The organism is Nocardia sp. NPDC006630 (genome assembly GCF_040611495.1).
Classification (GTDB): domain Bacteria; phylum Actinomycetota; class Actinomycetes; order Mycobacteriales; family Mycobacteriaceae; genus Nocardia.
Genome location: NZ_JBEXOK010000004.1, coordinates 263,617 through 288,124 on the forward strand (window position 1 = coordinate 263,617; position 24,508 = coordinate 288,124).

Consider the following 24,508-nt stretch of genomic DNA (forward strand, 5'->3'; position numbering starts at 1 on the left):
GGCGCGGTAGATCGTATCGCGATCCTCCCCGGAGTACCTAATCGGCTGGTTACGCGGTATTTCCGGTCGGTTTCGGGGTGCTGAGCTCGGCGGCCACCGCCGCGATTTCCGCCGTCGACGGGCCGGGTGCGGGCACGAAGGCGGTGCGGCGGTAGTACTGCAGTTCGCGGATGGACTCCTTGATGTCCGCGAGGGCGCGGTGCGACAGACCCTTCTCCGGCTGGCCGAAGTAGATGCGCGGGTACCAGCGGCGGGCCAATTCCTTGATGGAGCTCACATCGATCATGCGGTAGTGCAGGTGTGCGTCGAGGGCGGGCATATCGCGGGCGAGAAAGCCGCGATCGGTGGCGATCGAATTGCCGGCCAGCGGCGCGGTGCGCGGGGCCGGGACGTACTTCTTGATGTATTCGAGGACCTGCTGCTCGGCCTCGGCCATGGTGACGGTCGAGGCGCGAACCTCTTCGGTGAGCCCGGAGCGGGCGTGCATCTCGGTCACCACCGGCGGCATGGCCGCGAGGGCGGCGTCATCGGCGTGGATCACGATGTCCACGCCCTCGCCGAGGATATTGAGCTCACTGTCGGTCACGAGCACGGCCACCTCGATCAGCTTGTCGCTGTCCAGGCGTAGGCCGGTCATCTCGCAATCCATCCACACCACGTATTTGTCTGACACTCGGCAAAGGTTAGTCGTTTCGCTGTCGCCGACCCCCGCACCCGGCCGCGTCGGGCAGCCGTAGCGATCCGACCGGGCAGTATCGTTCTCTGCAGATCCGTGCTCCATGCGGTCGGCGTTGTTGGCAGGGCAGTTCTCGAGAGCAGTCGTAGTTGGCAGAGCAGACGGAGGAATCGCGATGACCACCCCGCAGGACAAAGTAGCGGCGGCACGTAAAGCAGCGGAGGACGCGGCGCGGATCGCTGCGGAAGCGACCGCCGCGGTCGAAGCCGCGGAAAAGGAAGCGGCCGAGCAGGAGGCCGCGGCGCAGGCTGCCGATACGAAGGCCGGTGCGTCGTCGAGCGCGAAACCCGCTGCTGCGAAAGAGGACTCGACGGCCGATGCCGCGACGCCACCGGATGAGCTGGCCGCGCGTGAGATCGCCGCGGGGTACGCGTTCGAGGGCCTGGCGCTGGAGCTCGGCACCGTGATCGTGGACGGCAAGGTGCATCCCGATGCGCGCGTGCGGATTCCGATGAAGACCATGAACCGGCACGGCCTGGTGGCGGGCGCGACGGGTACCGGTAAGACCAAGACGGTGCAGGGCATTGCCGAGCAGTTGTCGGCGGCCGGTGTGCCGGTGGTGGTCGCCGATATCAAGGGCGACCTCTCGGGGTTGCTGCGGCCGGGCGAGTCGAACGACAAGCTGATCGCGCGCGCCCAGGAGACCGGTGCGGTGGATTGGAAGCCCTCCGGCTTCCCGTGCGAGTTCGTCTCGCTGGGCACCGAGGGGATCGGGGTGCCGATTCGCGCCACCATCACCGCATTCGGCCCGATCCTGCTGTCGAAGGTGCTGGGGCTCAACGAGACTCAGGAGTCCACGCTCGGTCTCATCTTCCACTGGGCGGACAAGAACGGGCTGGCGCTCCTGGATCTGAAGGATCTGCGCTCGGTGATCCAGTTCCTCACCAGCCCGGAGGGCAAGGAGGATCTGAAGGGCATCGGCGGCGTCTCCGCGACCACCGCCGGTGTGATCCTGCGGGCCCTGGTCAATCTCGAGGCCGATGGCGGCGACACCTTCTTCGGTGAGCCCGAGATGGATCCGGCCGACCTCATGCGCACCGCCGGCGGGCAGGGTGTGATCACCCTGTTCGAGCTGGGCGCACAGGCCTCGCGGCCGCAGATGTTCTCCACGTTCCTGATGTGGGTGCTGGCCGACCTGTTCCAGACGCTGCCGGAGATCGGCGATATGGACAAGCCGAAGCTGGTCTTCATCTTCGACGAGGCGCATCTGCTCTTCAGCGGGGCGTCGAAGGCGTTCCTGCAGCAGGTGGAGCAGACGGTGAAGCTCATCCGCTCCAAGGGCGTCGGCGTATTCTTCTGCACCCAGCTGCCCACGGATATCCCGAATTCCGTGCTCTCCCAACTGGGTGCGCGTATTCAGCACGCGCTGCGCGCCTTCACGCCGGAGGATCAGGCGGCGCTGTCGAAGACGGTGCGCACCTACCCCAAGACCGCCACCTACGATCTCGAAAAGGCGCTGACCTCACTGGGTATCGGTGAGGCGGTGGTGACTGTGCTGTCGGAGAAGGGCGCTCCCACCCCGGTGGCCTGGGCGCGCATGCAGCCCCCGCGCTCGCTCATGGACACCATCGGCGACGACGGAATCCGTGCCAGCGCAAAACAATCCACGCTGTACAGCAAATACGGCCAGACCATCGACCGGGAATCGGCCTACGAGATCCTGACCGCGAAGGTCGCCGCCTCGGCGGACGAGGCGGCCGCCCAGGCCCCGGCGAAGTCCGGACGTGCGCCGAAGCCTGCCCCGGAGGACGAGTCGATGGCGGAGAAGGTCGTCAACAACCCCGCTTTCAAAAACTTCCTCCGCTCAGCAGCCACCGTCGCCGGCCGCGAAATCAGCCGCAGCATCTTCGGCACCCGCAAGCGGTAGTCACGGAGATCAGTGGCCGATGTCGCGGCGCATGAGGTCCTCGATGGTTTCGCGGCGGACCAGTTCGCGGCTGCTGCCGTCGCGGACGGCGACGATCGGGGGGCGGCCGACGCCGTTGTAGGAGGAGGCCAGGCTGTGGTGGTAGGCCCCGGTGCAGGGCATGGCGAGGACTTCGCCGGGGCGCAGGTCGGCGGGGAGACGGACGTCGGTGGCGAGGATGTCACCGGCTTCGCAGTAGCGGCCGGCGATGCTGGCCGTCATATGCGGGCCGGTGGGATGGCGGTTGGCGACGACGGCCTCGTAGTGCGCGCCGTACAGGGCCACGCGCGGATTGTCGCTCATACCGCCGTCCACGGTGACGAAGGTGCGCCCGCCCTCGACGTGTTTGATGGACAGCACCCGGTAGAGGGTCACGCCGGCGCGCGCGACAATGGCGCGGCCGGGCTCGAGCGCGATGCGGGGGCGCGGGAAGCCGTAGCGCGCGCAGGCCGCGTCCAGTGAGTCCTCGATGATGTCGGCGAGCTCGGCCAGATTCATCTCGGCATCACCGGGGCGGTAGGCCACGGCGTGCCCGCCACCGAGATCGAGCTCGGTGAGGGTGACCCCGTAATCGTCGCGAATGCGCGCCATCTCGGAGATCATCCGCCGCACGGCCTCACCGTAGGGGAAGGTGTCGTAGATCTGTGAGCCGATATGGCAGTGCAGCCCGGCGAACTCCAGATTCGGTTGCCGCACAATCCGTTCCACGGCCTCGGACAGGGCCTGGCTGCCGATGGCGAAGCCGAATTTCTGATCGGTGACACCGGTGCGCACCGCGGGATGGCCGTGCACGTCGATATCGGGGCAGATGCGCAGCAGCACCCGCTGCGGCTTGGTGGCCAGCGCGGACAGCAGCGTGATCTCGGTCAGCGAATCGATGACGACCCGGCCGATACCGCAATTGATCGCGGTCTCCAGTTCGGCGAACGGTTTACCGTTGCCGTGCAGCACGATTCGCTCCGGATCGGTCCAGGAGGACAGTGCCACAGCCAGTTCCCCGGCCGAGCACACATCGATGGACAGGCCCTCGTCGGTGACCCATTCGGCCACCGCGCGGGTCAGCAACGCCTTGCCGGCGTAGATGATCTCGGCTTCCGGAAAGCGCCGCCGGTAGGCCTGGCAGCGGTCGCGCACCTCGCCCTCGTCCAGGACATAGGTAGGAGTGCCGTATTGATCCGCGATATCGGCCAGCGCCACGCCGCCGACGGTAATGCGCCCGTCATTGTCGTAGTGGGTCTCACGCGGCCAGACCGCCGGATCGAGGCGGGGGAGCATGCCTCCCGACCGCAGCGACGGGAAGATCTCGAGCAGCGTCACGGTGTCTCCTGTGTGCGTCCCCGCTATTCCGTATGCGGGGCCGATTTCAGGACTACGCCGATTCGTGTAGCCGGAGACTTCCGGCTACACGGCCTTAACATCCGTACGGCTGATCTTGACGGGATTCCGTCAGTTGCCCATCTTCTTGTACGCCGCTCCGACGACCACCGAGGTGAGCGAGCGCGGCCCGAACTGCCCGGCCAGGCTCATACCCTTGCTGATCAGGCCGGGAACGACGCGCATTTTGTTCCGGGCCAGGGCGTCGATGGTGATCTTGGCGGTGTGCGCGGCGGTGACCCAGATGAACTCCGGAATCTTGGTGCCGACCTCTTCCTGATCCGGATTGTCGGTGCGCACCGGACCGGGGGCCAGCAGCGTGACGTGCACGCCGTACTCCTTGAGCTCACCGCGCAGCGATTCGGAGAAGCTGTTGGTGAAGGCCTTGCTGGCCGCATAGGTGGCATTGTTCGGGATCGGCATATTGCCGGCCGCGGAACCGGTGATGAGAATGCCGCCCGCGCGGCGCTCGATCATGCCCGGCATGACGGCCAGCGAAAGGTCGTGCACCGCGACGGCATTGAGCTCCATGATGTCGCGCTCGAATGCCAGGTCCAGCTTCGCCAGCGGCCCGAAGGTGGCGACACCGGCGTTATTGCACAGAATCGCGATATTCCGCGACGCCAGCTCCTGTGCCAGCGGCGCCCGCTGCTCCCGATTCGACAGATCCACCGCGCGCACCTCGGCGGTGATGCCGTAGCGCTCGGTCAGCCGCTGCGCCAGCTCGGCCAGCAGCTCACCGCGGCGGGCGACGAGAATCAGCGAATAGCCACGCGAGGCGAGTTCCTCGGCCAGGGCGGTTCCGATCCCCGAGGAAGCTCCGGTCACGACGGCACGATTATCAGCGGTAGGCGCAGGCAAGCTCACGACTAGGCAGCCTACCCATGAATCCCGGCGGTGAGCCGGGCGCGGCTCAGTTGCGCGGCTTGGGCTCCATGAAGGCGATGCCCCAGTTGACATGCCCGCGCCAGACGCTGGCGATGCGACCGCCCTGCACCGCCGGTTTGGGGTCGCCGATGGGTCCGCCCGCCGCGCGGATGGCGGCGACGGCGGCATCCAGATCGGGCGTCAGGAAGGCGACGCCGAGCAGCGCGGGCGGACCGCCGTAACTCACCGCCTCGATGAAGGGCTCACCGACGCGATAGAAGGCCATCTCGGGCCCGTCCGGGCCGCGCGGGAAGAAGCGGCGGCGCGGCGGAATGCCCAGCACCGCAGTGAGATCGGTGGCGGCCCGGTCCAGGTCCGGCACCCAGTACACGACGTGGTCGACGATCGTGACCCCATTGGCGTGCGGGCTCGGCTGTTCGGCCAGAGTCGCCGCGCGATTATTGCCCGCCGCATGCATACCGCCCGGATTGCCCGGCGCGCGCCCGGTATCGGACGTCAGATACGGCACGCCGAGTTGCGCTGGGTCGGAACGGGTTTCGTCGAAGCCCCAGCCGGGCTCACCCAGGGTGCAGGTGACATGGCCGATGCGGATCTCACCGCCGGTGCTGGTGAAACCCAGAGCCGCCCAGGCCTGCTCGTTTCCGGGCAGGCCCAGGCGGGTGAGGGTGGGCATCAGAGTGCTGCCGCCAGCCGGGTGCCCTGGTTGATGGCGCGCTTGGCATCGAGCTCGGAGGCGAAGTCGGCGCCGCCGATCAGGTGCGTCTTGACGCCCGCAGCCTGCAGCGGCGCTTCCAGATCCCGGACGGATTCCTGTCCGGCGCAGAGGATTACGTTGTCGCACTCGATGACGGTGGGGCGCTGCCGCTTCTCGCCGAAGCTGATGTGCAGGCCGCGATCGTCGATGCGCTCGTAGTTCACGCCGCCGATCTGCTCCACGCCCTTGGCCTTGACCGCGGCCCGGTGCACCCAGCCGCTGGTCTTGCCGAGGTCCTTGCCGAAGGAGGAGGACTTGCGCTGCAGCAGGACCACCTCGCGGGCGGCAGGGGAGGGCTTGGGGGTGGTGAGGAAGCCGCGCATATTCGGATCGTCCGACACGCCCCACTCCTCTTCCCACTCGTCGAGCTTGAGGCTGGGATGACCTTCGACAGTGAGGAACTCGCTGACATCGAAGCCGATACCGCCGGCGCCGATGACCGCGACCTTCTTGCCGACGGGCTTGCCCTCACGCACCAGTTCAGCGTAGGTGAGTACCTTCGGGTGGTCTACGCCGGGGATGTTCGGGATGCGCGGTTTCACGCCGGTGGCCAGGATGATCTCGTCGTAGCCGCCGTCGATGAGCTGCTGCGCGGTGGCCTTGGTGTTCAGATGCACTCGCACGCCGGTGATTTCGATCTGGCGCGTGTAGTAGCGGAGGGTTTCGCTGAACTCCTCCTTGCCGGGGATGCGGCGGGCGATATCGAACTGGCCGCCGATCTTGTCATCGGCCTCGAACAGGTCCACGACGTGCCCGCGCTGCGCCAGGCTCACCGCGGCCGACAGCCCGGCCGGGCCGGCGCCGACAACGGCGAATTTCCGGGTGCGGCGGGTCGGCAGCAGCTGCAGTTCGGTCTCGTGGCCGGCGCGCGGATTCAGCAGGCAGGACACGGTTTTCATCTGGAAGGCGTGGTCCAGGCAGGCCTGGTTGCAGGCGATGCAGGTATTGATCTCGTCATCGCGTTCCTCCTGGGCCTTGCGAGCCCAGTCCGGATCGGCGAGCAGGGGGCGGGCCAGCGACACCAGATGCGAATCGCCGCGGGTGAGGATCTCCTCCGCGGTCTCCGGCATATTGATGCGGTTGGAGGCGCACACCGGAATGCTCACCTCGTCCTTGACCTTCGCGGTCCACTTGACGAAGGCGCCGCGCGGCACCGAGGTGACGATGGTGGGCACCCGCGCCTCGTGCCAGCCGATATCGGTATTGATAATGGTAGCTCCGGCGGCCTCCACATCCTTTGCGACAGCGGCGATCTCGTCCCAGGTCTGCCCGTTCTCCACGAAATCGGCCATGGACAGGCGGAACACGATGATGAAGTCCGGGCCGACGGCCTTGCGCACCCGGCGCACGATCTCACCGGCGATGCGGCGGCGGTTCTCCGGCGAGCCGCCCCACTTGTCCTTGCGCTTATTGGTGCGCGGCGCCAGGAACTGGTTGATGAAATACCCTTCACCACCCATGATTTCGACGCCGTCGTAGCCGGCGAACTTGGCCAGCGCGGCGCAGCGCGCGTAATCGTCGATGGTCTGCTCGACGCCCTTGGCCGAGAGTGCGCGCGGGCGCAGCGGATTGATCGGCGCCTTGATGGAGGAGGCCGAAACACTGCCTGGCATATAGGAATAGCGGCCCGCGTGCAGGATCTGCAGCGCGATCTTGCCGCCCTCGGCGTGCACCGCCCTGGTGATGACGCGGTGGCGGTACGCCTCGGTCTTATTGGTCATCTTCGCGCCGAACGGCATCAGCCAGCCGGTGCGGTTGGGCGCGTAACCACCGGTGATGATGAGACCGACTCCGCCGCGGGCGCGTTCGGCGAAGTAGGCCGCCAGCCGGTTGGTGTGCCAGGCCCGGTCTTCGAGGCCGGTGTGCATGGAACCCATGACCACGCGATTGCGCAGTGTGGTGAATCCCAGGTCCAGGGGTTCGAACAGATGCGGGTAAGCGCTCATCGCGCAGTGCCTTTCGGGTCGGACGCCTGCGACCGGGCTGGGTCGCGGAGGCCATCGGGATTGTCTTTGCGCAAGCCGGCAAGTACTTCGTCGCACCAGTCGACAAAACCCTCTTCGACGCGGATGCCACCGCGCAGTACGAGGTACTGGTGCAGGGTGCGGCCGGAGAGCTGATCCGGCGCGGGGTAGTCCTTCTTCTCGAAGTTCCGGTAGAGATCGAGGCGGTGGGCGTGTTCGTCGCGGTGCCGCTGGAATTCGGCGGCCAGCGCGGGGACGTCGCCGAGCGAGGCGGCGCGCAGTTTCACGCCGAGTTCATTGCGCATGGGCCCGGCATCGCTGGGTTCGGCGATCCAGCGGGTGAGTTCACCGCGGCCCGCGTCGCTGACGGTGTAGACCCGCTTATCCGGGCGGCCCTCCTGCGCCACGGCCTCGGCGGTCACCCAGCCCTGCTCTTCCATGCGCTTGAGCACGCGATAGATCTGCTGGTGGGTGGCGTTCCAGAAGAAGCCGATGGATTTGTCGAACCGGCGGGCCAGGTCGTAACCCGAGCTCGCGCGTTCGGTCAGCGATACCAATAGCGCGTGTTCGAGGGCCATGCGGCCAGGGTAACTGAGACTCGACGTACTATGCAATTCAGTGCATAGGGAAAGTCGAAAAAAGGGGCGCCCCGGCGGGGGCGCCCCTCAGACTTCCAGAGTCCTGGTGATCTCCGCGGTCAGGTCACCGTGCCGCTCGAGCGGCGAAACCCGCTGCGACCAGCACGGTAATGCCTTCGGCGATGGCCGTGACGCCGACCGCGTGCGAGGCCGACAGTGCGGTCGACCCGGCCAGGCTCAGGAATACCGAGCCGAAACTCGCAATGCCGATCACCACGCCCAGCTGCACATTGGTGACCAGGATGCCACTGGCGTCGGCGGCCAGCGCGACCGGAATCTTGGCGGTGGTGCGGCTCATCAGCGGACTGAACGAGAGCCCGAATCCGACGCCCATGAATCCGAAGACGGTCAGCTCCAGCGGGCCCAGATCCCTGCCGTCACGCAGCAGCAGGCCCATGGTGACCATGGTGATCGCGGCCAGCACCAACCCGGCCGGGATCATGATCGCGTGATAGCGCGCCGGAATGCGCTGCCAATACATGCTGGCGATAGCGAAGGCCACGCCCATGGGAATGAACAGCAGGCCCGCGTGCAGTGCGCTGTATCCGAGGGTGCTCTGCAGATGGATGGCCATGACGAACAGCCAGCCGCCGAAGGTGCACATGACCAGCAGCAGGGTGACGGCGGTGAGCACCAGCCCCGGCGCCCGCAGCACCCGATCGGCGAAGAGCGGTTCCCCGCCGCGCCGGTGCACCCAGCGCTCGACCACTGCGAATCCCGCGAATCCCGCTGCGGCACAGACCAATGCGATCCAGCTCCACACCGGCCAGTGCTGTTCGTGCCCGAGTACCAGCGGTAGTACGAGCAGTAGCACCGCCGTGGTCAGCACCGCCAGCCCGGGCAGGTCGAGTTTGCGGTTCACCCGCGTGGTGATGGCGGGCAGAATCCGCGGTGCGATGGCCAGCAGTGCCAGTCCGATCGGCACATTCACCAGAAACACGCCGCGCCAACTGGTTCCGGCCAGATCCGAGCTGACGATGAGACCGCCGACGATCTGCCCGACAACCATGCCGCCGGAGATGACGGCCGCATAGGCCGAAAGCGCCCGGGCGCGTGTGGTTCCGGTGAACACCCGCTGGATGAGAGTCATCACCTGCGGCACCATGGCCGCCGAGCCGATGCCCTGCAGGAATCGGAAGACGATGAGCGCCTCGGTATTCCACGCCAGCCCGCAGATCAGCGACGCGACGGTGAAGATGCCGAGTCCGGCGAGGAACATATTCCGCTGCCCGAACCGATCACCCAGCCGGGCGCCGGTCACCAGCAGTACGGCGTAGGCGATCACATAGCCGGAGACGATGAGCTGCAGTGCGGAACCCGAAGCGTGCAAAGAGGTTCGAATCGCGGGAATCGCGACATTGACGATGGAGGCATCCAGCACCGCCATGAACTGCCCGAGCAGGATCACGGCCAGTACGGCGAGAGGTCGACGAGTAGCGGAAGCGGATGCCGGAGCCGCCACCGCCGGTGGAGATTGGGTCAGGCTCTGTGTCATGTAAACGAGCCTGCGCCGCACCCCGCCCCGCAAACAGGAGCCTGCTTATGCTGGTACCCACACCACCTGGATACCGGTGCCGGATGCGCCCACTATGGATATGTGAACTCACCAGCCACCAATGGAGCGCCTCAGGCCGGAGAAAGTATTCCCACCCTCCGCCCGGACTCGAGCGTCCTACGGCACCGCCCCACCCAGGTGAGCGCCGTGCAGGCAAGTGCCACCGAGACCGATGCTCCGCGCACAGGCACAGCAGGGGCGAGCGCCGCACGGCCGGATGCGGCGCCGGTGAGTGCCGCCCGAACGGTGGCGCAGGCGGGTGCCGCTCGGACCGATGTGGCGCAGGGGAATGCCGCTCGAACGGATGCAGCGCAGCCCGGTGCAGGGCGGGCGGGAACGGCCAAGGCTGCTGTGGGGCAGGGGGATCGGGCGCGGTCGGTGCGGAAGACGCGGCGGGAGGAGTTGGCGGCGTTTTTGAAGTCGCGGCGGGCGCGGATCGGGCCGGAGGAGGTGGGGTTGCCGGTGGGGACGCGGCGGCGGACGCCTGGGTTGCGGCGGGAGGAGGTGGCGCAGCTCGCGGGGGTCGGGGTGACTTGGTATACGTGGCTGGAGCAGGGGCGCGATATCAATGCGAGTGTGCAGGTGCTGGATGCCATTTCGCGCACGCTGTGTTTGGACGGGGCGGAGCGGGCGCATCTGTATCGACTGGCGGATGTGCAGACCATTCCGTCGCCGCATGCGGATGGACCGGTGCCGGATGAGTTGCAGGTGATTCTGGACCATGTGGATCCGCTGCCGGCCGTACTGCTGTCCGCGCGCTATGACGTGATCGCCCACAATGCGGCGTATGCGGCGCTGTGCCCGCTCTTCACCACGAACAGCAAGAACGTCGTTCGGATGGTGTTCCTCGCGCCGGAGTGCTGCAATCCCTACCCTGGCGATATGGAGCACAAGGCGCGCATGGTGGGTTTCCTGCGCGGCGCCTATGCCAAGAATCTGCAGGATCCCCTGTGGACGGAGTTCATCGACGAATTGGCCGCTGCCAGTCCACTGTTCGCGGAGATGTGGGCGCGCAATGATGTCGCGGTCCCGCGCGGCCGCAGCAAGGTGATCCGCAATATCATCACCGGCGATGTGGACATGGTGGTGACGAGCCTGTCACTGCCCACCATCGCGGGTGCCTGGCTGCAGATCCTGACTCCTTCGGACGAGGCCGGCTGGACGCGGCTGCGCACATTGGTGGCCATGACTCCAGAGGAGCGGCGGCAACCCTGGCTGGCGCATTTCGCGCAAGCCCATCCGGGCGTTTCGATTTCGTAGATCGTGTTCGGCCCGCTGACCGCGGACAGGTCGCCTAGGCTGCGCTGATGGCTGAGGTTTCCGGGCGGGAGACGATCGGATCGGCGGCCGCCCGCGGGCCGGTGGTGGCCTGGGGGCTGTGGGATTGGGCCGGGTCCGCCTTCAATGCGGTGATCCTCACCTTCGTCTTCTCGGTGTATCTCACCGACAAGGTGGGAAAGGATCTGCCGGGCGGTATTTCGTCGAGCGCGTGGCTGGGCTGGGCCCTCGGTATCGCCGGTCTGGTGGTGGCCGTGACCGCCCCGGTGAGCGGGCAGTGGTTCGATGCGACCGCGAAACGCAAACTGTCCCTGGGCGTGCTGACCGCCGTCACGGTGGTGCTCATGGCCGCCATGTTCTTCGTGCACGAGAACTACCACTACCTGTGGCTCGGCCTGCTGCTGCTGGGTATCGGATCGGCGACCTTCGAACTGGCGCATGTGCCCTACAACTCCATGCTGCGGCAGGTGTCCACCCCCGCGAATGTCGGCCGCATCTCCGGATTCGGCTGGGCCATGGGCTATTTCGGCGGCATTGTGCTGTTGCTGATCGTCTACTTCGGCTTCATCTCCGGTAAGGGCGACTATCGCGGACTGCTCGGCGTGCCCATCGACGACGGCCTGAACATCCGCCTGGTGGCGCTGGTGGCCGCAGTCTGGTTCGCGGCGTTCGCCATTCCGCTGTTCCTCTTCGTGCCCGAATTGCCGCGCACCACAGCCGATCCCGGCGCGGCGACACGCAAGATCACCGACGCCTACCGGGTGCTGTGGCGCGATGTGCGCGAGCTCTGGCATGTCGATCGCCGCGCCGTCGGATTCCTGTTCGCCAGCGCCATTTTCCGGGACGGCCTGGCAGGCGTGTTCACCTTCGGCGCGGTACTGGCGGTCCGGGTGTACGGCATCGCCGACTCGGATGTGCTGCTGTTCGGCGTCGCCGCGAATGTTGTTGCGGCACTAGGTGCTATCACCGCCGGCCGCTTCGATGACCGCATCGGCCCGAAACCGGTGATCGTACTGTCGCTGGCCGCCATGATCGTCTGCGGCCTGATCCTGCTGGTCGTGTCCGGACCGATCATGTTCTGGATCTTCGGCCTGCTGCTCACCGTCTTCGTCGGCCCCGCGCAGTCCTCCGCCCGCACCTTTCTGGTCCGGCTCGCGCCGCCCGGACGCGAGGGCCAGATGTTCGGCCTCTACGCCACCACGGGCCGCGCGGTATCTTTCCTGGCGCCGATACTTTTCGGGTTCTTCGTCTGGTCGTTCGATTCCGAGCGCGCGGGCATCATCGGCATCGTGCTGGTGCTGGCGCTCGGACTCGCCGCCCTGGTCCCGGTGCGCGCGGACGATCTGGGCGGCCGCTGATCCTCAGCGCTCGTGCACCACGGCATCGGGATCCCAGGCGCCCATGCCGAGCGAGATGAGCCGCACGTGCAGAACCACGCGATCGACAATGCGCGGGCGATCGCGAGGTTCCGCCACGACGAAGTCCGCGATGCGATCGGCGACCGTGGCCACGATGAGGTCGGCGGCGAACTCGAGATCGTCGGGCGACCAGTGGTCGAGGGTGCGGATCCGAGACAGATCCACGACCAGTTCCCGGACGATGAGTTGCATTTCCACGGCAATCGCGCCACGAAGCGCTGCGGAACCACCGTGTCGTTCCCGAATGAGGAAGCCCCACAGATCGCGTTTGCCGTCGACCTGTTCGAAAACGAAGCGGACGCTGTCGGCCAGGCGGGCGTTAGGGGTCCGGCGCACTTCGCGCAGGGCCAGTCGTAATTGCCGCACGCCCTCCTCGACCAGTGAGGTGCCGAGTTCGTCGAGGGAGGTGAAGTGCCGGTAGAAGGCGGTCGGCACAATGCCGGCCGAGCGTGCGATCTCGCGCAGGCTCAGGGCGGCGAAGCCGCGGTCGGCGGCCAGGGCGAGGGTGCCGTCCAGTAGTGCCGCGCGGGTGCGTTCCTTGCGTTCACCCCTGGTTGCTGCCTGCTCGCTCACGTCGATGAGCATACATTCGTTCACATTCGTTCCATTCGCGAGATGTCGTGTGGGTCACACGAACTGCCGGTTGAACTGGATGGCCTCCACCCGGCACACTAGTTGAGTGTACAGATGTGCACCGAAATTAGTGCCCATCGGAGAGCACGGTGCTCATCGCAAGCGACAGTCGCCCACAGCCCCGGGCGACGTAACAGGAGGCCCGCATGGTTGGACTCATCGACCTCGTGGAAAGGCTGACCACCCCGCACCCGCTGGACCGCTACCTGGAACTGGTCCGGCCCACGCTCACTCTGCGCCAGATGCGCGCCGAGATCACCCACGTGCGACGCAGCGCGGTGGGCTCGGTGACGCTGACGCTGCGGCCGACCCGGCAGTGGACCGGACATCTGGCCGGGCAGTACGTGCAGATCGGCGTCGTCATCGACGGTGTGCGCCATACCCGCTGCTATTCGCCGGTGAATACGCAGACCCGCCGCGATCGGCACATCGAACTCACCATCAAGGCGCACCCGCACGGCCTGGTGTCGAACTACCTGCACGAGAACGCGATTCCCGGCATGGTGGTGGACCTGGCGCCGGCCGCAGGCGTCTTTCACCTGCCCGAGCAGCGACCCGACCGGATTGTGCTGATCACCGGTGGTAGCGGCATCACCCCGGCGCTGTCCATGCTGCGCACCCTCGCCACCGAGGGGTACCAGGGCAAGGTGCTGTTCCTGCACTACAACCGTTCACCGGAATGGGTGCCGCACCGCGCCGAACTGCAGGCGCTGGCGCTGCAGCACACCAACTTCCGCGTGGAAATGCTCTACCCGGAGCTGGGACAGGATCCGAACTTTAGCTACGACGAGCTGGAGCGGCTCGCCCCGTGGTTCGCCGCGGCGCAGACCTACCTGTGCGGCCCGCCCGGACTCATGAAGGCGGTACGCACCGTCTACGAGGCCGAGCAGCTCAGCGACCGGCTGCACCTGGAGGAGTTCGTCCTCACCGTCGCACCGGCCGATCCGGCCACGGCGGAAGGCTCGGTGACCTTCTCCGGCAGTGACATCACCACCGAGAACACCGGCGCCAGCCTGCTCGAGCAGGCCGAATCCGCCGGTCTCACACCGGAATACGGCTGCCGGATGGGAATCTGCTTCACCTGCACCGCGGTCAAGCGCAGCGGCTGCACCCGCAATCTGCGCACCGGAGAGGTCGACGCCGACCCCGATCAGCCCATTCAACTCTGCATCAACGCCCCCGTCGGGGACGTCGACATCGCTATCTGAAGGAGGGATCGTCATGGCGATTCTCACCGAAACACCCGCGGGCCCCGTGGTTCTCAGTGCCGAGCAGGTCGAGGAGATCGGCCGCGAGCTCGACGCACTGCGTGCCCGCGTCGTCGAAGATCTGGGCGAGCGCGACCGCGAATACATCTACTCGATCATCAAGGCGCAGCGTGGTTTCGAGGTCGCGGGCCGCGGCCTGATGTACCTCGGCTTCCTGCCGCCGTTCTGGCTGGCGGGCGTGGCCTCGCTGACCGTGTCGAAGATTCTCGACAATATGGAGATCGGCCACAATGTCATGCACGGCCAGTACGACTGGATGCGTGAGCCCGGCCTGAACTCCCGCGAGTTCGAGTGGGACACGGTGTGCCCGGCCGATCAGTGGCGGCACTCGCACAACTACATGCACCACACCTTCACCAATATTCATGGCAAAGACCGGGATATCGGCTACGGCATCCTGCGCGTGGACGAGGCCCAGGCCTGGAATCCGCTGCGGCTTGGCAATCCGCTGTACGCGTTCTTCCTGATGGTGGCCTTCGAGTGGGGCGTGATGGGCCACGACCTCGAGGTGGAGAACATCGTCCGCGGCAAGCGCTCGTGGTCGGATATCAAGTCGCTGGTCAAGGGGCAGGTCCGTAAGGCCGGCAAGCAGGTGCTCAAGGACTATGTGATCTTCCCCGCGCTGACCGGTCCGCTGTTCCTGTCCACACTGGCGGGGAACTTCACCGCCAATATCGCGCGCAATCTGTGGACCTTCTCCATCATCTTCTGCGGTCACTTCCCCTCGGGCGTACAGACGTTCACCGAGGAGGAGACGGCGGAGGAGACCCAGGGCGAGTGGTATGTGCGCCAGATGCTGGGCTCGGCCAATATCGAGGGCGGCCGGACCTTCCACATCATGTCGGGCAATCTCTCGCATCAGATCGAGCACCACCTGTTCCCGGATCTGCCGGCGAACCGGTATCCGGAGATCGCCCCCGAGGTGAAGGCGCTGGCCGAGAAGCACGGCCTGCCGTACAACACGGGCAGCTTCAGCCAGCAGATCGGTTCGGTCTGGGCGAAGCTGTTCAAGCTGGCACTGCCTCCGGCGCTCGTGAAATCGCAGCCGACCGGTGTTATTGTGATGCGCCGGGGGACGGCTAGCGAAGTGGGCGTGTGAATGATCGGGAAATTCGAAAGCAATAAGGATCTGATCCAGGAATTGACGGCGACCGGGGCACGGCACGTCGGCAATATCGCAACGATCATTACCGGAACCGTCGCGGAAGTGACCCGGGAGATCGGCGAATGGGTCACCGACGCCATCGAAATGCGGGAGGCCGCGGTCGCCGCCCAGCGCGATGCCGCCGCCCAGCGCACCGCTGCCGCCGATTCCGGCTACGACCCGGATTTCGACGACGAAGACCTCGAACCCGTTGTCGCACACGATGATTCCTTGAAGCCGACGGTAACCACCGCCGAGCCCGAGTTCATCGACGCCGAGGTCGTAGACCCCCGCTGATCAACACTCGGGGCTGCTCAGCCCCCGGGCCGTCGGGGGTTCGGGGGCGAAGCCCTGAGAGCTCCGAGAGTTGGTCTCTACCAGACGGGTAACCGTCTGCGGTGCTGTGCCACGTCCGTGATCAGATCCTTGTAGCCGTCGGCGAGTTCGGCGAGGCGATACCACTGCAGGTGCGCCTCGCTGTCCGCGCGTCGCGGCGTCTCTCGTAGTCCATTGCGCCGTCGTCGTCCGTCGGCGCTTTTGGCGCGCGGCGGCTCCGGTGTCGCTGTTCCCAATGCCTGTTGTGCCGCAACCCATTTCGCGGCCATGCGGTCGATCACCGCGCCGAGTGTCTCGGTGTGCAGCGAGGCCCCGGCCCGATGCGGAATATTGATCGCCACCCAGTCGTCGATGCGCGCTACCAGTTCTGTGCGTCGTTCGTCGATGTCCTCCACCGATCGGCTGCACTCGGCCACCCGTCGTGGGGTGGCCTCGGCGGCGTGCGCCTCCGCATGCGCGTGGTGCCGTCGCTCATGGCATTGCACCAGGTCATGGGCCGCTTCGAGGATCTCGCGGTCACGGCGGAGGGGATCGGCGGGGTCGGTGAGCAGATCGGTGACGGGTTCCCGGAAGGCGCGCAGCAGCAGGGTTGGCGATGGTAGCTCGGCTCCGAATCCCGTTCCGGTGTAATCGGTTGCCATGTTTCCGCCCTTAGCCATTGCAGTTCTGGATGCGCCAGGGCCGAGGGGGTTTCGGGGGAGGGGCTCCCCTCGGCTCCGGCGCAGACCCACACTCCTGGACGCACAGCCCACCACGAACGGCACGGTGAAGAAACCGGGAAATTCGCGACGATGCGATGGGGAGACTGTCCGCACAATGTGGGACATATTCAGGAAAGCGCGATAGTCGAAGGGGCGCAACCATTCGGCGCGTTCTCAGGGAAGCTGCCGGAGAATCGTTATACAGCATTACGGCACGGTTACACGGGTGCTGCGTTTGGTGGCAGATCGACACCTGCGAGCGGGCTCGCGGTGGACAGGCTGGTCGGTCGCTTCCAGGCCGCCGCCGCGTGGCGGCTTCCCGAGCCCCTTACTGAGGCTTATGAATAGCTATCGACGCGGCGTGCCGGGGGCCCTGTGCGTCGCGGTCGATTAGCCTGGGTATTTGTGCCCGCCTACGCATCCTCTCCCGAGCTGCGCTTCGGTTTCATGTTCGCGCTGGAAGACCCGGAGCGAATCGCCGAAGTCGTGCGGACCCTCATTGTTCGCCGGCGGGTGTCGGTGTTCCGGCTGGCGCACCTTTCCGGCGATGACGGTCCCCCTCAGCGCTATGTCGTCAACTGGGCTGCGGTACCGCAGGTTTCGGTCACGACCGCCGCTCCGACCCCTGAAGAGCTTCGATCCAGTGGAACGATGCTGGTCAACGCGTTCCTGGCGGAAGACGGTGAAGTGAGTCTGTATGCCGCGGACGGCCACGAGCCTCTTTAGTGTGACGGTGGTTACACGCTAACTTAGCAACCTCTCAGCTATCGACCAGGGCGCTGTAAGGCTGGCCCTGCACTGTAGGTCACGTCGCCGACCGGAAATCCCGATCGACGACGTACCTACAGAGAGGTTGAAAAATGATCCCGGTCATCATCGATACTGGTAGTGCGGCTCTCAACGGTCTGTTCAGCACCGGCAGCGCAGCGCTCGGCGGTATTCTCAACACCCTCTTCACCGGCTCCTTCGGCCGCTAAATCTCATCGCGCGAAAGGATTTCGCGTGAGAAAACCCCGGGTGCTTCGGCACCCGGGGTCGTTTTTTACGGTCAGCGGCTGAGAGCGGGTGCGCGCCGGGCCCGCAGGATCTGTTCCAGCAGGGCTACCAGTAGATTCTTGACCGAGTCCCGGTCGCGCGCATCACAATCGAGCATTATGACGGCCGGATCGATATCCAGGGCTTCGCGCACCTCTTCGAGGTCGAAGTTGGGCGCGTCGTCGAAACGGTTCACCCCCACCACGAACGGGGTGCGGCGCTGTTCGAAGTACTCGAGCACGGGGTAGCAGTCCTCGACCCGATCGGTGTCGACCAGGATGATGCCGCCCAGTGCGCCGTCCAGCAGGTCGTCCCAGAGGAATTCGAAGCGCTCCTGGCCGGGTGTGCCGAACAGATAGAGCACCAGGTTCGCGTCCAGGGTGATGCGGCCGAAGTCCAGCGCCACCGTGGTGGTGGTCTTACCGGTATTGCACCCCGGGGTGTCCACACCCCGGGAGACCTCGGTCATGGCCGCTTCGGTTGCCAGCGGCTCGATTTCGGAGATGGCGCCGATGAGGGTGGTCTTGCCGACGCCGAAACCGCCGCTGATCACGATCTTCACCGAGGACGCGAGCGGCGCGGCCGGAACTTCAGAGTGCCCGAACAAGGTCCCGGATCCTTTCGATCGCGGAGATGGACAATTCATCGGACTGGTTCACCGCGACATGGCCGGCGGCGATCAGATCGCTGACCAGTACCCGGGCCACGCCGATCGGTATGCGCAGGGCCGCACCGATTTCGGCAATGGAGTGCGGGCGCTGACACAGCCGCACCACCCGCTCCAGTTCGAAGTGCAGCGGTGCGGACAGCGCGGCGGGGGAGGCGCGGACGAGGGTCTCGATCCGGAGTCCGTCGACCAGTGGCGTGGTGCGCCCGGCAGTCATCATGAAGGGGCGCACCACCTGTGAGTCGGCTTCGTCCTCGGCCGTGACCGTCGTGGGGGGCATGGCTCCGGACCAGCCCTCCGGCTGGTTGACGGCGATCATTCGCGGATCCGGTAGCCGGTGCGAATCATTCATCGGCCCAACGACTCCCGCAGTTCGGTGATGAGCGCGGGGGTGAGCAGCGCGCCGGCGCGCTCGGCCAGCACGGCCATCTGATAGCCGACCAGGCCCACATCGGCATTGTTATCGGCGATCACGCCGACGCAGCTGCCATTGGTCATGGCCGAGACGAGCAGGAAGCCGCGCCCCATCTCGATCATGATGAGCCGAAGTCCGTCGAAAGCATAACTGCGGGAGGCGCTTCGGCCGAGACTGGTCAGCCCGGACACGATCGCCGCGAGCCGGTCGCCGCCGGCCCGGTCCAGCCCCGCGGACATGGCCATCAGCAACCCGTCGGAGGAGACCGCGACGGCATCGCGCACGCCGTCGGTGGTGCGCACGAAATCGGCGAGCAGCCAATTGAACGTGTGCGGATCGGTGTCGGTGTAGTGAGTCGTCACCTGTGGTTCTCCTAGGGATTAGAGCCGGGCCGGGGCGGGGCGCCGAGTTCACCACGCTGGTGCCCGGCCCGGAAGCCGGACAGCATGCTGCGCACCTGTTCCGGTGAGCGGTCGGCGTGCGGAGCGGTCACCGGGGCGGTCGGGGCGGGCTGGGCGCCACCCGGCGTGGCGCCCGAATTCTCGCGAGTCTTCCTGCTGCGCTTGACGAGACCGTTTCGTGTGCGTTGCACCTCTGGGACGGTTCCCGCAATTTCCGGCTCCGGTTCCGGTGCGGTGGGCGCCACCGGCTGTTGCCGCACCGCGGAATCGGCGGACTCGCGCAGCGGTATGAGCCGAACGGTATTGCTTTCCACGGGAGCTCCGTTGGGGTATCCCCGTTCCGGACCACCGGCCGAGAACGCGATGTGTGAGGCGATCCCCGAGTCGGTTACCGGGCCGAATTCACCTGTGCCGAAAGCGAGTTCATGATTGGGCACCGGATTCTGCGACACCGCGGGGAGTGGCCGATGGCGGCCGGTCGAATGTTCTACCATCGCGCCCGACACCGGAAGCTGTACTGTCGCCGCGTGTTTGGGCTCCGCCGCGGGGAGCTCCGGAAGCGCGGGCTGCGGCTGGTCGCCGAGCAGCGCTTCGGGCAGGAACAGCCGGGCCACCACACCGCTGACCGGGGATACGGTGAGTTCCACCTCGATGCCCAGCCGCTGCGCGAGCCGGCCCACCACGAAGTGCCCGAGGAACCGGGTGGGTGCGACCAGGAAGTCGGCCTCACCGCGCAGGCGGGCATTGGCGATCGCCAATTGGTCCGGCGGCATGCCGACGCCGTGGTCGACAATGGCGATGAGATAGCGCGGTCCGAGGCGGCGGCCGTAGATCTCGATCTCGAGATCCGGTGGGGAGAAGGCCAATCCGTTCTCGATGAGTTCGGCGAGCATATGCGCGAGCTCGCTCACCGCCGCACCCGCGATGGCGGCATCGTCGACCCGGCGCAGTACCACCCGCCGGTAGTCGTCCACCTCGGACAGGCCGGCGCGGATCACATCGCTGAGCGGAATGGACTGCGCCCACCGCCGCGGGCTCGACTCGCCGACCAGCACCAGCAGGCTTTCGGCATTGCGTCGCATACGGGTGGCCAGGTGATCGAGCTCGAAGAGATTGGACAGCGCGTTGGGGTCCAGCTCTTCCCGCTCGAACTCGCTGATCAGCCCGAGCTGACGCCGCACCAGGTTCTGATTGCGGCGGGCCAGGTTGGCCAGCGATTCGGTGGTGTTGCGCCGCAATCGCGCCTGGGCCGAGGCGAGTTCGAAGGCGGTGGCCTGCACTCGGTCCAGTGCCGTTGCCACCGAGACGATTTCGGTGCCCGCGCGCTCGTCGGCGCGCACCGGCTCCGGCGGGTCCGGGTCGGTGGTCGAACTGTCGCTCCAGGCGGCGATGAGCTGCGGCAGGCGCTGGGTGGCGACCGCATCGGCCTCCTCGGCCAGCTGCGCGAGCGGTCGCACAATGGCGCGCACGGTGGCCACCACCAGCGAGACCATCGCGGCGATCGCCAGCAGGGCGGCCAGCGCGTAGGCGGCGAGGACCAGCGTCGCCTCGCGCCGCAGTTCCGCTGCGCGAGCATGGATATCGCTGCCGACGGAGCGCTGCACCACGCGCTGGGCATCGATGACGGAGGTCATCTGCCGCCACCAGTCCGGTGCGCTGATCGGTTCCTGCAGCAGCCCGCGCTCGGAGCCGATTGCCACCGATTCGGCCCCGGCGGCCTGCACCGCATCGTCGGAACGCATGACGGCGTCCAGCTGTGCCTGCTGTCCCGAGGTGGCATCGCGCTGGAAAGCCGATATGGCGGCGAGCTTTCCGGCGCGAATATTCAGGAACTGAACGTACTCACCGGCCCCGAACTCACCTGCGGTGAAGACGCCATTGAGGAATCCGCGCTCCTGAGCGGTGAACTCCTTGACATCACCGAGTGCGTACAGCGTCTGCAGGCCGCGCCACAGGGCGGAGTCCTGCGCGTTGGCGAGTCCGGGTCGCGCCTGGTTCAGTGCGAGAATCGCATTGGTATAGAAGTTGAACGAGGTCGGCCGGTCGATATGCCGGGCATCCACACCGGCCCGATTGGCGCTCACGCCCGAGAATTGCGCGAGGGCGGAATGCACCTGATCGGAACCGGGCGCGCCCTTGTCCAGCACGTTATTCAGCGCCTGGAGTGCCGCGTCCACGGCGGTGCGCTCGGCATTGACGGCATTGCGGGCCGATCCGTCGCCGCCGAGCAGACCATTGGTGAGGCCGCGTTCGCGCTGCACCTCGTGCACCAGATCCTGCACTCCCAGTGCGAGATCCACGGCATTGGTGGTCGCGCCGGTATCGCGGTAGCGCCCGATCTCACCGGCGATGATCACGGTGAGCAGCGCCAGCACCAGCGCCACCGACACGATCAGGATCCGGCGCAGTCGCGCTCGAATGGTGCGCGGCCGGGCGAATTCGAGTGCCGGCGTGAGCCTTACGCTACCGCGCGACAGCAGACGTGCGGGACGCAAATTCACACTCACTCCTGAGATTCGGCCACCGTGCCGACCCATACGGAGCACACGGACAATAAAGAGCAACGTGGCACAGACCGGCAGTCGCCGCAATTCGAAACCGAGGCGATGTGGTGCGTGGAACTCCACCAGGTTTGCGCTATTGCAAATGTCCTCACAATCGGTGAGAAGCAGATGTGATCTTGACGTCCAGCGGACGACAAAGGGATGAACAACGGTGGTGCGTACCGATTATGAGAACGGATGCGCCGCGGCTTCGTAGATGCGGCGGACGACATCCTCGATATCGGGTTCTTCGATGGAGAGGTCGCGGACCTCGGCGCGTGCCGATACCGCTGCCAGTAACTGGGCGGCGGTGGTGAGTTCGGTATCGAAGGCCAGGCGCTGGCGGACGCCCCCGCCTTCGCTGTCCAGGAGTTTCGCCCCCGGCAGATCGGTGAGGTCCGGTGCGGGCTCGGCCAGATCGACGGTCAGCACCCGGTGTGCGCCGACGGTGGCGGCCAGTCCGGTCAGGGATCCGTCGTACACCAGCTTGCCGGTGTCGACCACCAGGACGCGTTCGCAGAGGCGCTCGATATCGCCCATATCGTGGGTGGTGAGCAGCAGGGTGGTGCCGCGGGTGGTGCGCTCCAGTCGCAGGAATTCGCGTAATCGCTGCTTGGACAACACATCCAGGCCGATGGTGGGCTCGTCCAGGATTACCAGCTCGGGCGAGTGCAGCAGTGCCGCAGCAACTTCCGCGCGCATGCGCTGACCCAGCGACAGCTGTCGCACCGGGGTGTCGAGGGTGCTGTCCATCTCCAATTGCTCGACCAGTTCCCGGGTGCGCCTGCGTGCTGCCGTCGGCTCCAGGCGATGGATGGCCGCCAGGATCGAAAACGATTCGCGCAGTGGCAGATCCCACCACAGTTGCGATCGCTGCCCGAAGACCACTCCGATGCGCCCGGCCAGTTCGCGGCGCTGCCGCACCGGATCGAGTCCGCAGGTGCGCAGGCGCCCGGCGGTCGGCACCAGAATGCCGGTGATCATTTTGATGGTGGTGGATTTGCCCGCGCCGTTCGCGCCGATGTACCCGACCGCCGTACCGGGTTCGATCTGAAAACTCATATCGTCCACGGCGGTCACCACCTCGCGCCGCCGGCGCCAGCGCCCTTCCTTGCGGCGCAGCACGAAAGTGCGTGTCAGCCCGGCAATATCGATGATCGGATCGCTCACCCGCCGCCTCCTTGATAGTGCCTGGTACCCAGTCGCCACGAATACAGCGCCGCCAGCCACACCCACAGTGCCGCCAGCGGTGACGCCCACGCCAGCCAGGCGGGCAGCAGTGCGGGGCCTCGCAGTCCCAGCAGGGCGATGGCGGGCAGATAGGAGGTGAAGGCGACCGGAACGAGAAATCCGAAGATCAGCTTCATCGGTGCCGGGAACACCGAGGCGGGTTGCATGGAGGCGTAGGAGCCGCCGTAGGTGAAGGCATTGGTGAGCTCCGATCCGTCGATGAGGAAGAACTGCACCCCGGCCGCCGCGACGAAGAGTCCGGCGAAAATGGCGATGCCCGAGGTCAGCGTGAGTGCGAAGAGCGCCAGATGGGTTGCGGTCCAATCGATGTCATTGCGGGCCAGGCCGAACCCGAGCACAGTGGCGGCCACGCCGATGCGCGCCACCCGGCGCAGTGCGATATCGCTCGTCATGAGTTGCAGGAGCAGCGGTTGCGGCCGCAGATAGAACGCGTCCAGCTTGCCCATCCGGATATACGTGGGCAGCGTATCGGCGTGCCCGACCAGCATGTCGGCAATGCTGAAGGAGGTATTGCTCATTCCGAACACCAGCAGCATGGCGTTCAGATTCAGCCCGCCCAGCTGCGGCACATTGCGGAAGATCACCCACATTTCGGCGAACTCCACCAGCCCGATGAGGAAGGCGCTGAACACATCGGTGGCGAAGGACAGCGGATACGCCCGCTGCGCGCGCAATCGGGAGGCCAGTACCGCGCGATAGGGCGCCATGCGGGAGGGCCGGGTCTCAACCACCCTGCACCTCCAGCTTGCGGCGTCCCGCCCGCAGCAGCAGCTGGCCCAGCGCTGTCAGGACGGCCAGCCAGAAACATTGCACCGCCACCAGTCCCGCCGCCGCAAGCCCGGCGGTGCGCCCGGAGATCACATCGACCGGCCACTGCAGCATGGCCGGAAACGGGGTGGCGTACGCGATGGTCTGCAGCCAGCCCGGGAACAGATGCACCGGTGCGAACAGGCCGGCCAGGAAGGTGCCGCAGATCATGTGCAGCGCCCGCAGTCCGCGCGTCTCCACCAGCCAGAATCCGGACAGGCACACCGCGAACATGGACAGGAACGAGAGCGCGATGGCCAGGGCCAGGCTGATCACCCCCAGCACATAGGGTCCCGCTGAATTCGGCAGCGCCAGGCCGAAGGTGAGCGCGCCGATCGCCACGCTGGGCACACTGCGCGGCAGCAGGGTGCAGGTCGCCCGGCCGAGATATTCGGCGAGATGGGCGAATTGGACATCGATGGGCCGCAGGAAGTCGATGGCCACATCGCCGGTGCGAATGCGCTCGACGATATCGGGCAGGGTCCAGAAGGCGATGGCGCCCAGCAGCCCCTGCGACAGCCAGGTGTACGCGCCGATGGTCCCGCGGTCGTATCCGCCGAATCCGCTGTTGGCATGCACGGCGGCCATCAGCACCGAGGAGCGCACGAACCCGAAAACGACATTGGTGATCAGGCCCGCGACCATGGCGAGCCGATAATGTGACTGTCTGCGAAATCCGGCTCTGACAAGCTGCCAGTAGATCCCCGCGTCGGCACGCACAAGAGATTGACCCTACGTGCGAACGGGTGTGCGCGGCAAGGAAATTGCTTCACAGCGGTTTCTCAGCGGCTGTTTG

General features: G+C 66.4%; 23 protein-coding genes. 7 read left to right on the forward strand and 16 right to left on the reverse strand.

Annotated features, from left to right (window positions below; all coding sequences use genetic code 11):
* Nucleotides 1-49 precede the first annotated feature (49 nt).
* The gene (orn, locus tag ABZX86_RS12950) at nt 50-673 is read right to left on the reverse strand and encodes an oligoribonuclease (RefSeq protein ID WP_355123052.1); all 624 of its coding nucleotides are present in this window, start codon (nt 671-673) and stop codon (nt 50-52) included.
* A 178-nt stretch (nt 674-851) separates the two neighbouring features.
* Here orn and ABZX86_RS12955 point away from each other — a divergent pair, with 178 nt between their 5' ends.
* Nucleotides 852-2,603, forward strand: coding sequence for a helicase HerA-like domain-containing protein (locus tag ABZX86_RS12955; RefSeq protein ID WP_355123054.1), 1,752 nt, complete (start codon nt 852-854; stop codon nt 2,601-2,603).
* A 9-nt stretch (nt 2,604-2,612) separates the two neighbouring features.
* Here the strand turns inward: ABZX86_RS12955 and lysA are convergent, their stop codons facing one another.
* The 6 genes from lysA to ABZX86_RS12985 all read right to left on the reverse strand — a co-directional run bounded on the left by lysA (nt 2,613) and on the right by ABZX86_RS12985 (nt 9,755).
* On the reverse strand, nt 2,613-3,959 hold the full coding sequence (gene lysA, locus ABZX86_RS12960) for a diaminopimelate decarboxylase (RefSeq protein WP_355123056.1): 1,347 nt from the start codon (nt 3,957-3,959) through the stop codon (nt 2,613-2,615).
* 129 nt (nt 3,960-4,088) lie between these two features.
* Nucleotides 4,089-4,883: a mycolate reductase gene (gene cmrA / locus ABZX86_RS12965; RefSeq protein ID WP_327144304.1), complete on the reverse strand. Its 795-nt coding sequence runs from the start codon at nt 4,881-4,883 to the stop codon at nt 4,089-4,091.
* Nucleotides 4,884-4,929: 46 nt separating this feature from the next.
* Nucleotides 4,930-5,577, reverse strand: coding sequence for a VOC family protein (locus tag ABZX86_RS12970; RefSeq protein ID WP_355123058.1), 648 nt, complete (start codon nt 5,575-5,577; stop codon nt 4,930-4,932).
* Nucleotides 5,577-7,604 (reverse strand): NADPH-dependent 2,4-dienoyl-CoA reductase, encoded by a 2,028-nt coding sequence (locus ABZX86_RS12975; protein WP_355123060.1) that lies wholly within the window; start codon nt 7,602-7,604, stop codon nt 5,577-5,579. The genes ABZX86_RS12970 and ABZX86_RS12975 overlap by 1 nt, the downstream gene beginning before the upstream one ends.
* Nucleotides 7,601-8,200 carry a PadR family transcriptional regulator gene (locus tag ABZX86_RS12980; RefSeq protein ID WP_355123062.1) on the reverse strand — a complete coding sequence of 200 codons (600 nt, stop codon included), beginning with the start codon at nt 8,198-8,200 and terminating at the stop codon, nt 7,601-7,603. Before ABZX86_RS12980 ends, ABZX86_RS12975 begins: the two co-directional genes overlap by 4 nt.
* Before the next feature lie 124 nt (nt 8,201-8,324).
* Complete coding sequence (locus ABZX86_RS12985) at nt 8,325-9,755, reverse strand: MFS transporter (protein WP_355123064.1); 1,431 nt, start codon at nt 9,753-9,755, stop codon at nt 8,325-8,327.
* Between the two features lie 438 nt (nt 9,756-10,193).
* On the opposite strand from ABZX86_RS12985, the gene ABZX86_RS12990 reads away from it, so the two are divergent.
* On the forward strand, nt 10,194-11,075 hold the full coding sequence (locus ABZX86_RS12990; protein WP_355123066.1) for a helix-turn-helix transcriptional regulator: 882 nt from the start codon (nt 10,194-10,196) through the stop codon (nt 11,073-11,075).
* A 47-nt stretch (nt 11,076-11,122) separates the two neighbouring features.
* Nucleotides 11,123-12,451, forward strand: coding sequence for an MFS transporter (locus ABZX86_RS12995; RefSeq protein WP_355123068.1), 1,329 nt, complete (start codon nt 11,123-11,125; stop codon nt 12,449-12,451).
* A 3-nt stretch (nt 12,452-12,454) separates the two neighbouring features.
* Here ABZX86_RS12995 and ABZX86_RS13000 read toward each other — a convergent pair whose 3' ends face one another.
* Entirely contained in the window at nt 12,455-13,096 is a 642-nt protein-coding gene (locus tag ABZX86_RS13000) for a TetR family transcriptional regulator (protein ID WP_355123809.1), read from the reverse strand.
* Between the two features lie 194 nt (nt 13,097-13,290).
* Between ABZX86_RS13000 and ABZX86_RS13005 the strand changes: the two genes are divergently transcribed.
* Genes ABZX86_RS13005 through ABZX86_RS13015 form a run of 3 tightly spaced genes read left to right on the forward strand, consistent with a single transcriptional unit; the run spans nt 13,291 to nt 15,853 of the window.
* A complete protein-coding gene (locus ABZX86_RS13005; protein WP_355123070.1) occupies nt 13,291-14,352 on the forward strand; it encodes an FAD-binding oxidoreductase in 1,062 nt (353 codons plus the stop codon).
* Nucleotides 14,353-14,365: 13 nt separating this feature from the next.
* Entirely contained in the window at nt 14,366-15,511 is a 1,146-nt protein-coding gene (locus ABZX86_RS13010) for an acyl-CoA desaturase (protein WP_327144317.1), read from the forward strand.
* The gene (locus tag ABZX86_RS13015; RefSeq protein WP_355123072.1) at nt 15,512-15,853 is read left to right on the forward strand and encodes a hypothetical protein; all 342 of its coding nucleotides are present in this window, start codon (nt 15,512-15,514) and stop codon (nt 15,851-15,853) included.
* 77 nt (nt 15,854-15,930) lie between these two features.
* Here ABZX86_RS13015 and ABZX86_RS13020 read toward each other — a convergent pair whose 3' ends face one another.
* Nucleotides 15,931-16,533 (reverse strand): DUF4254 domain-containing protein, encoded by a 603-nt coding sequence (locus tag ABZX86_RS13020; RefSeq protein WP_355123074.1) that lies wholly within the window; start codon nt 16,531-16,533, stop codon nt 15,931-15,933.
* A gap of 465 nt (nt 16,534-16,998) precedes the next feature.
* On the opposite strand from ABZX86_RS13020, the gene ABZX86_RS13025 reads away from it, so the two are divergent.
* Complete coding sequence (locus ABZX86_RS13025) at nt 16,999-17,319, forward strand: hypothetical protein (RefSeq protein ID WP_355123076.1); 321 nt, start codon at nt 16,999-17,001, stop codon at nt 17,317-17,319.
* Nucleotides 17,320-17,641: 322 nt separating this feature from the next.
* Here ABZX86_RS13025 and ABZX86_RS13030 read toward each other — a convergent pair whose 3' ends face one another.
* The 7 genes from ABZX86_RS13030 to ABZX86_RS13060 all read right to left on the reverse strand — a co-directional run bounded on the left by ABZX86_RS13030 (nt 17,642) and on the right by ABZX86_RS13060 (nt 24,357).
* Nucleotides 17,642-18,235 (reverse strand): ATP/GTP-binding protein, encoded by a 594-nt coding sequence (locus ABZX86_RS13030; protein ID WP_355123078.1) that lies wholly within the window; start codon nt 18,233-18,235, stop codon nt 17,642-17,644.
* Entirely contained in the window at nt 18,219-18,647 is a 429-nt protein-coding gene (locus tag ABZX86_RS13035; protein ID WP_355123080.1) for a DUF742 domain-containing protein, read from the reverse strand. The genes ABZX86_RS13030 and ABZX86_RS13035 overlap by 17 nt, the downstream gene beginning before the upstream one ends.
* Nucleotides 18,644-19,072, reverse strand: coding sequence for a roadblock/LC7 domain-containing protein (locus ABZX86_RS13040; protein ID WP_297615152.1), 429 nt, complete (start codon nt 19,070-19,072; stop codon nt 18,644-18,646). Before ABZX86_RS13040 ends, ABZX86_RS13035 begins: the two co-directional genes overlap by 4 nt.
* 11 nt (nt 19,073-19,083) lie before the next feature.
* Nucleotides 19,084-21,612, reverse strand: coding sequence for a nitrate- and nitrite sensing domain-containing protein (locus tag ABZX86_RS13045; RefSeq protein WP_355123083.1), 2,529 nt, complete (start codon nt 21,610-21,612; stop codon nt 19,084-19,086).
* A 228-nt stretch (nt 21,613-21,840) separates the two neighbouring features.
* The gene (locus ABZX86_RS13050) at nt 21,841-22,716 is read right to left on the reverse strand and encodes an ATP-binding cassette domain-containing protein (RefSeq protein ID WP_355123811.1); all 876 of its coding nucleotides are present in this window, start codon (nt 22,714-22,716) and stop codon (nt 21,841-21,843) included.
* A gap of 104 nt (nt 22,717-22,820) precedes the next feature.
* The gene (locus ABZX86_RS13055; RefSeq protein WP_355123085.1) at nt 22,821-23,636 is read right to left on the reverse strand and encodes an ABC-2 family transporter protein; all 816 of its coding nucleotides are present in this window, start codon (nt 23,634-23,636) and stop codon (nt 22,821-22,823) included.
* Nucleotides 23,629-24,357: an ABC-2 family transporter protein gene (locus ABZX86_RS13060; RefSeq protein WP_355123087.1), complete on the reverse strand. Its 729-nt coding sequence runs from the start codon at nt 24,355-24,357 to the stop codon at nt 23,629-23,631. Before ABZX86_RS13060 ends, ABZX86_RS13055 begins: the two co-directional genes overlap by 8 nt.
* Nucleotides 24,358-24,508 lie beyond the last annotated feature (151 nt).

Coding starts and splice junctions, on each gene's coding strand:
- ABZX86_RS13020 (WP_355123074.1), bottom strand. CDS start 16,533: ATGGCAACCGATTACACCGGAACGGGATTCGGAGCCGAGCTACCATCG.
- ABZX86_RS12975 (WP_355123060.1), bottom strand. CDS start 7,604: ATGAGCGCTTACCCGCATCTGTTCGAACCCCTGGACCTGGGATTCACC.
- ABZX86_RS12985 (WP_355123064.1), bottom strand. CDS start 9,755: ATGACACAGAGCCTGACCCAATCTCCACCGGCGGTGGCGGCTCCGGCA.
- ABZX86_RS13035 (WP_355123080.1), bottom strand. CDS start 18,647: ATGAATGATTCGCACCGGCTACCGGATCCGCGAATGATCGCCGTCAAC.
- ABZX86_RS12955 (WP_355123054.1), top strand. CDS start 852: ATGACCACCCCGCAGGACAAAGTAGCGGCGGCACGTAAAGCAGCGGAG.
- ABZX86_RS12980 (WP_355123062.1), bottom strand. CDS start 8,200: ATGGCCCTCGAACACGCGCTATTGGTATCGCTGACCGAACGCGCGAGC.
- ABZX86_RS12995 (WP_355123068.1), top strand. CDS start 11,123: ATGGCTGAGGTTTCCGGGCGGGAGACGATCGGATCGGCGGCCGCCCGC.
- ABZX86_RS12970 (WP_355123058.1), bottom strand. CDS start 5,577: ATGCCCACCCTCACCCGCCTGGGCCTGCCCGGAAACGAGCAGGCCTGG.
- ABZX86_RS13050 (WP_355123811.1), bottom strand. CDS start 22,716: ATGAGTTTTCAGATCGAACCCGGTACGGCGGTCGGGTACATCGGCGCG.
- ABZX86_RS13015 (WP_355123072.1), top strand. CDS start 15,512: ATGATCGGGAAATTCGAAAGCAATAAGGATCTGATCCAGGAATTGACG.
- ABZX86_RS13010 (WP_327144317.1), top strand. CDS start 14,366: ATGGCGATTCTCACCGAAACACCCGCGGGCCCCGTGGTTCTCAGTGCC.
- ABZX86_RS13060 (WP_355123087.1), bottom strand. CDS start 24,357: ATGGTCGCGGGCCTGATCACCAATGTCGTTTTCGGGTTCGTGCGCTCC.
- ABZX86_RS13000 (WP_355123809.1), bottom strand. CDS start 13,096: ATGCTCATCGACGTGAGCGAGCAGGCAGCAACCAGGGGTGAACGCAAG.
- ABZX86_RS13005 (WP_355123070.1), top strand. CDS start 13,291: ATGGTTGGACTCATCGACCTCGTGGAAAGGCTGACCACCCCGCACCCG.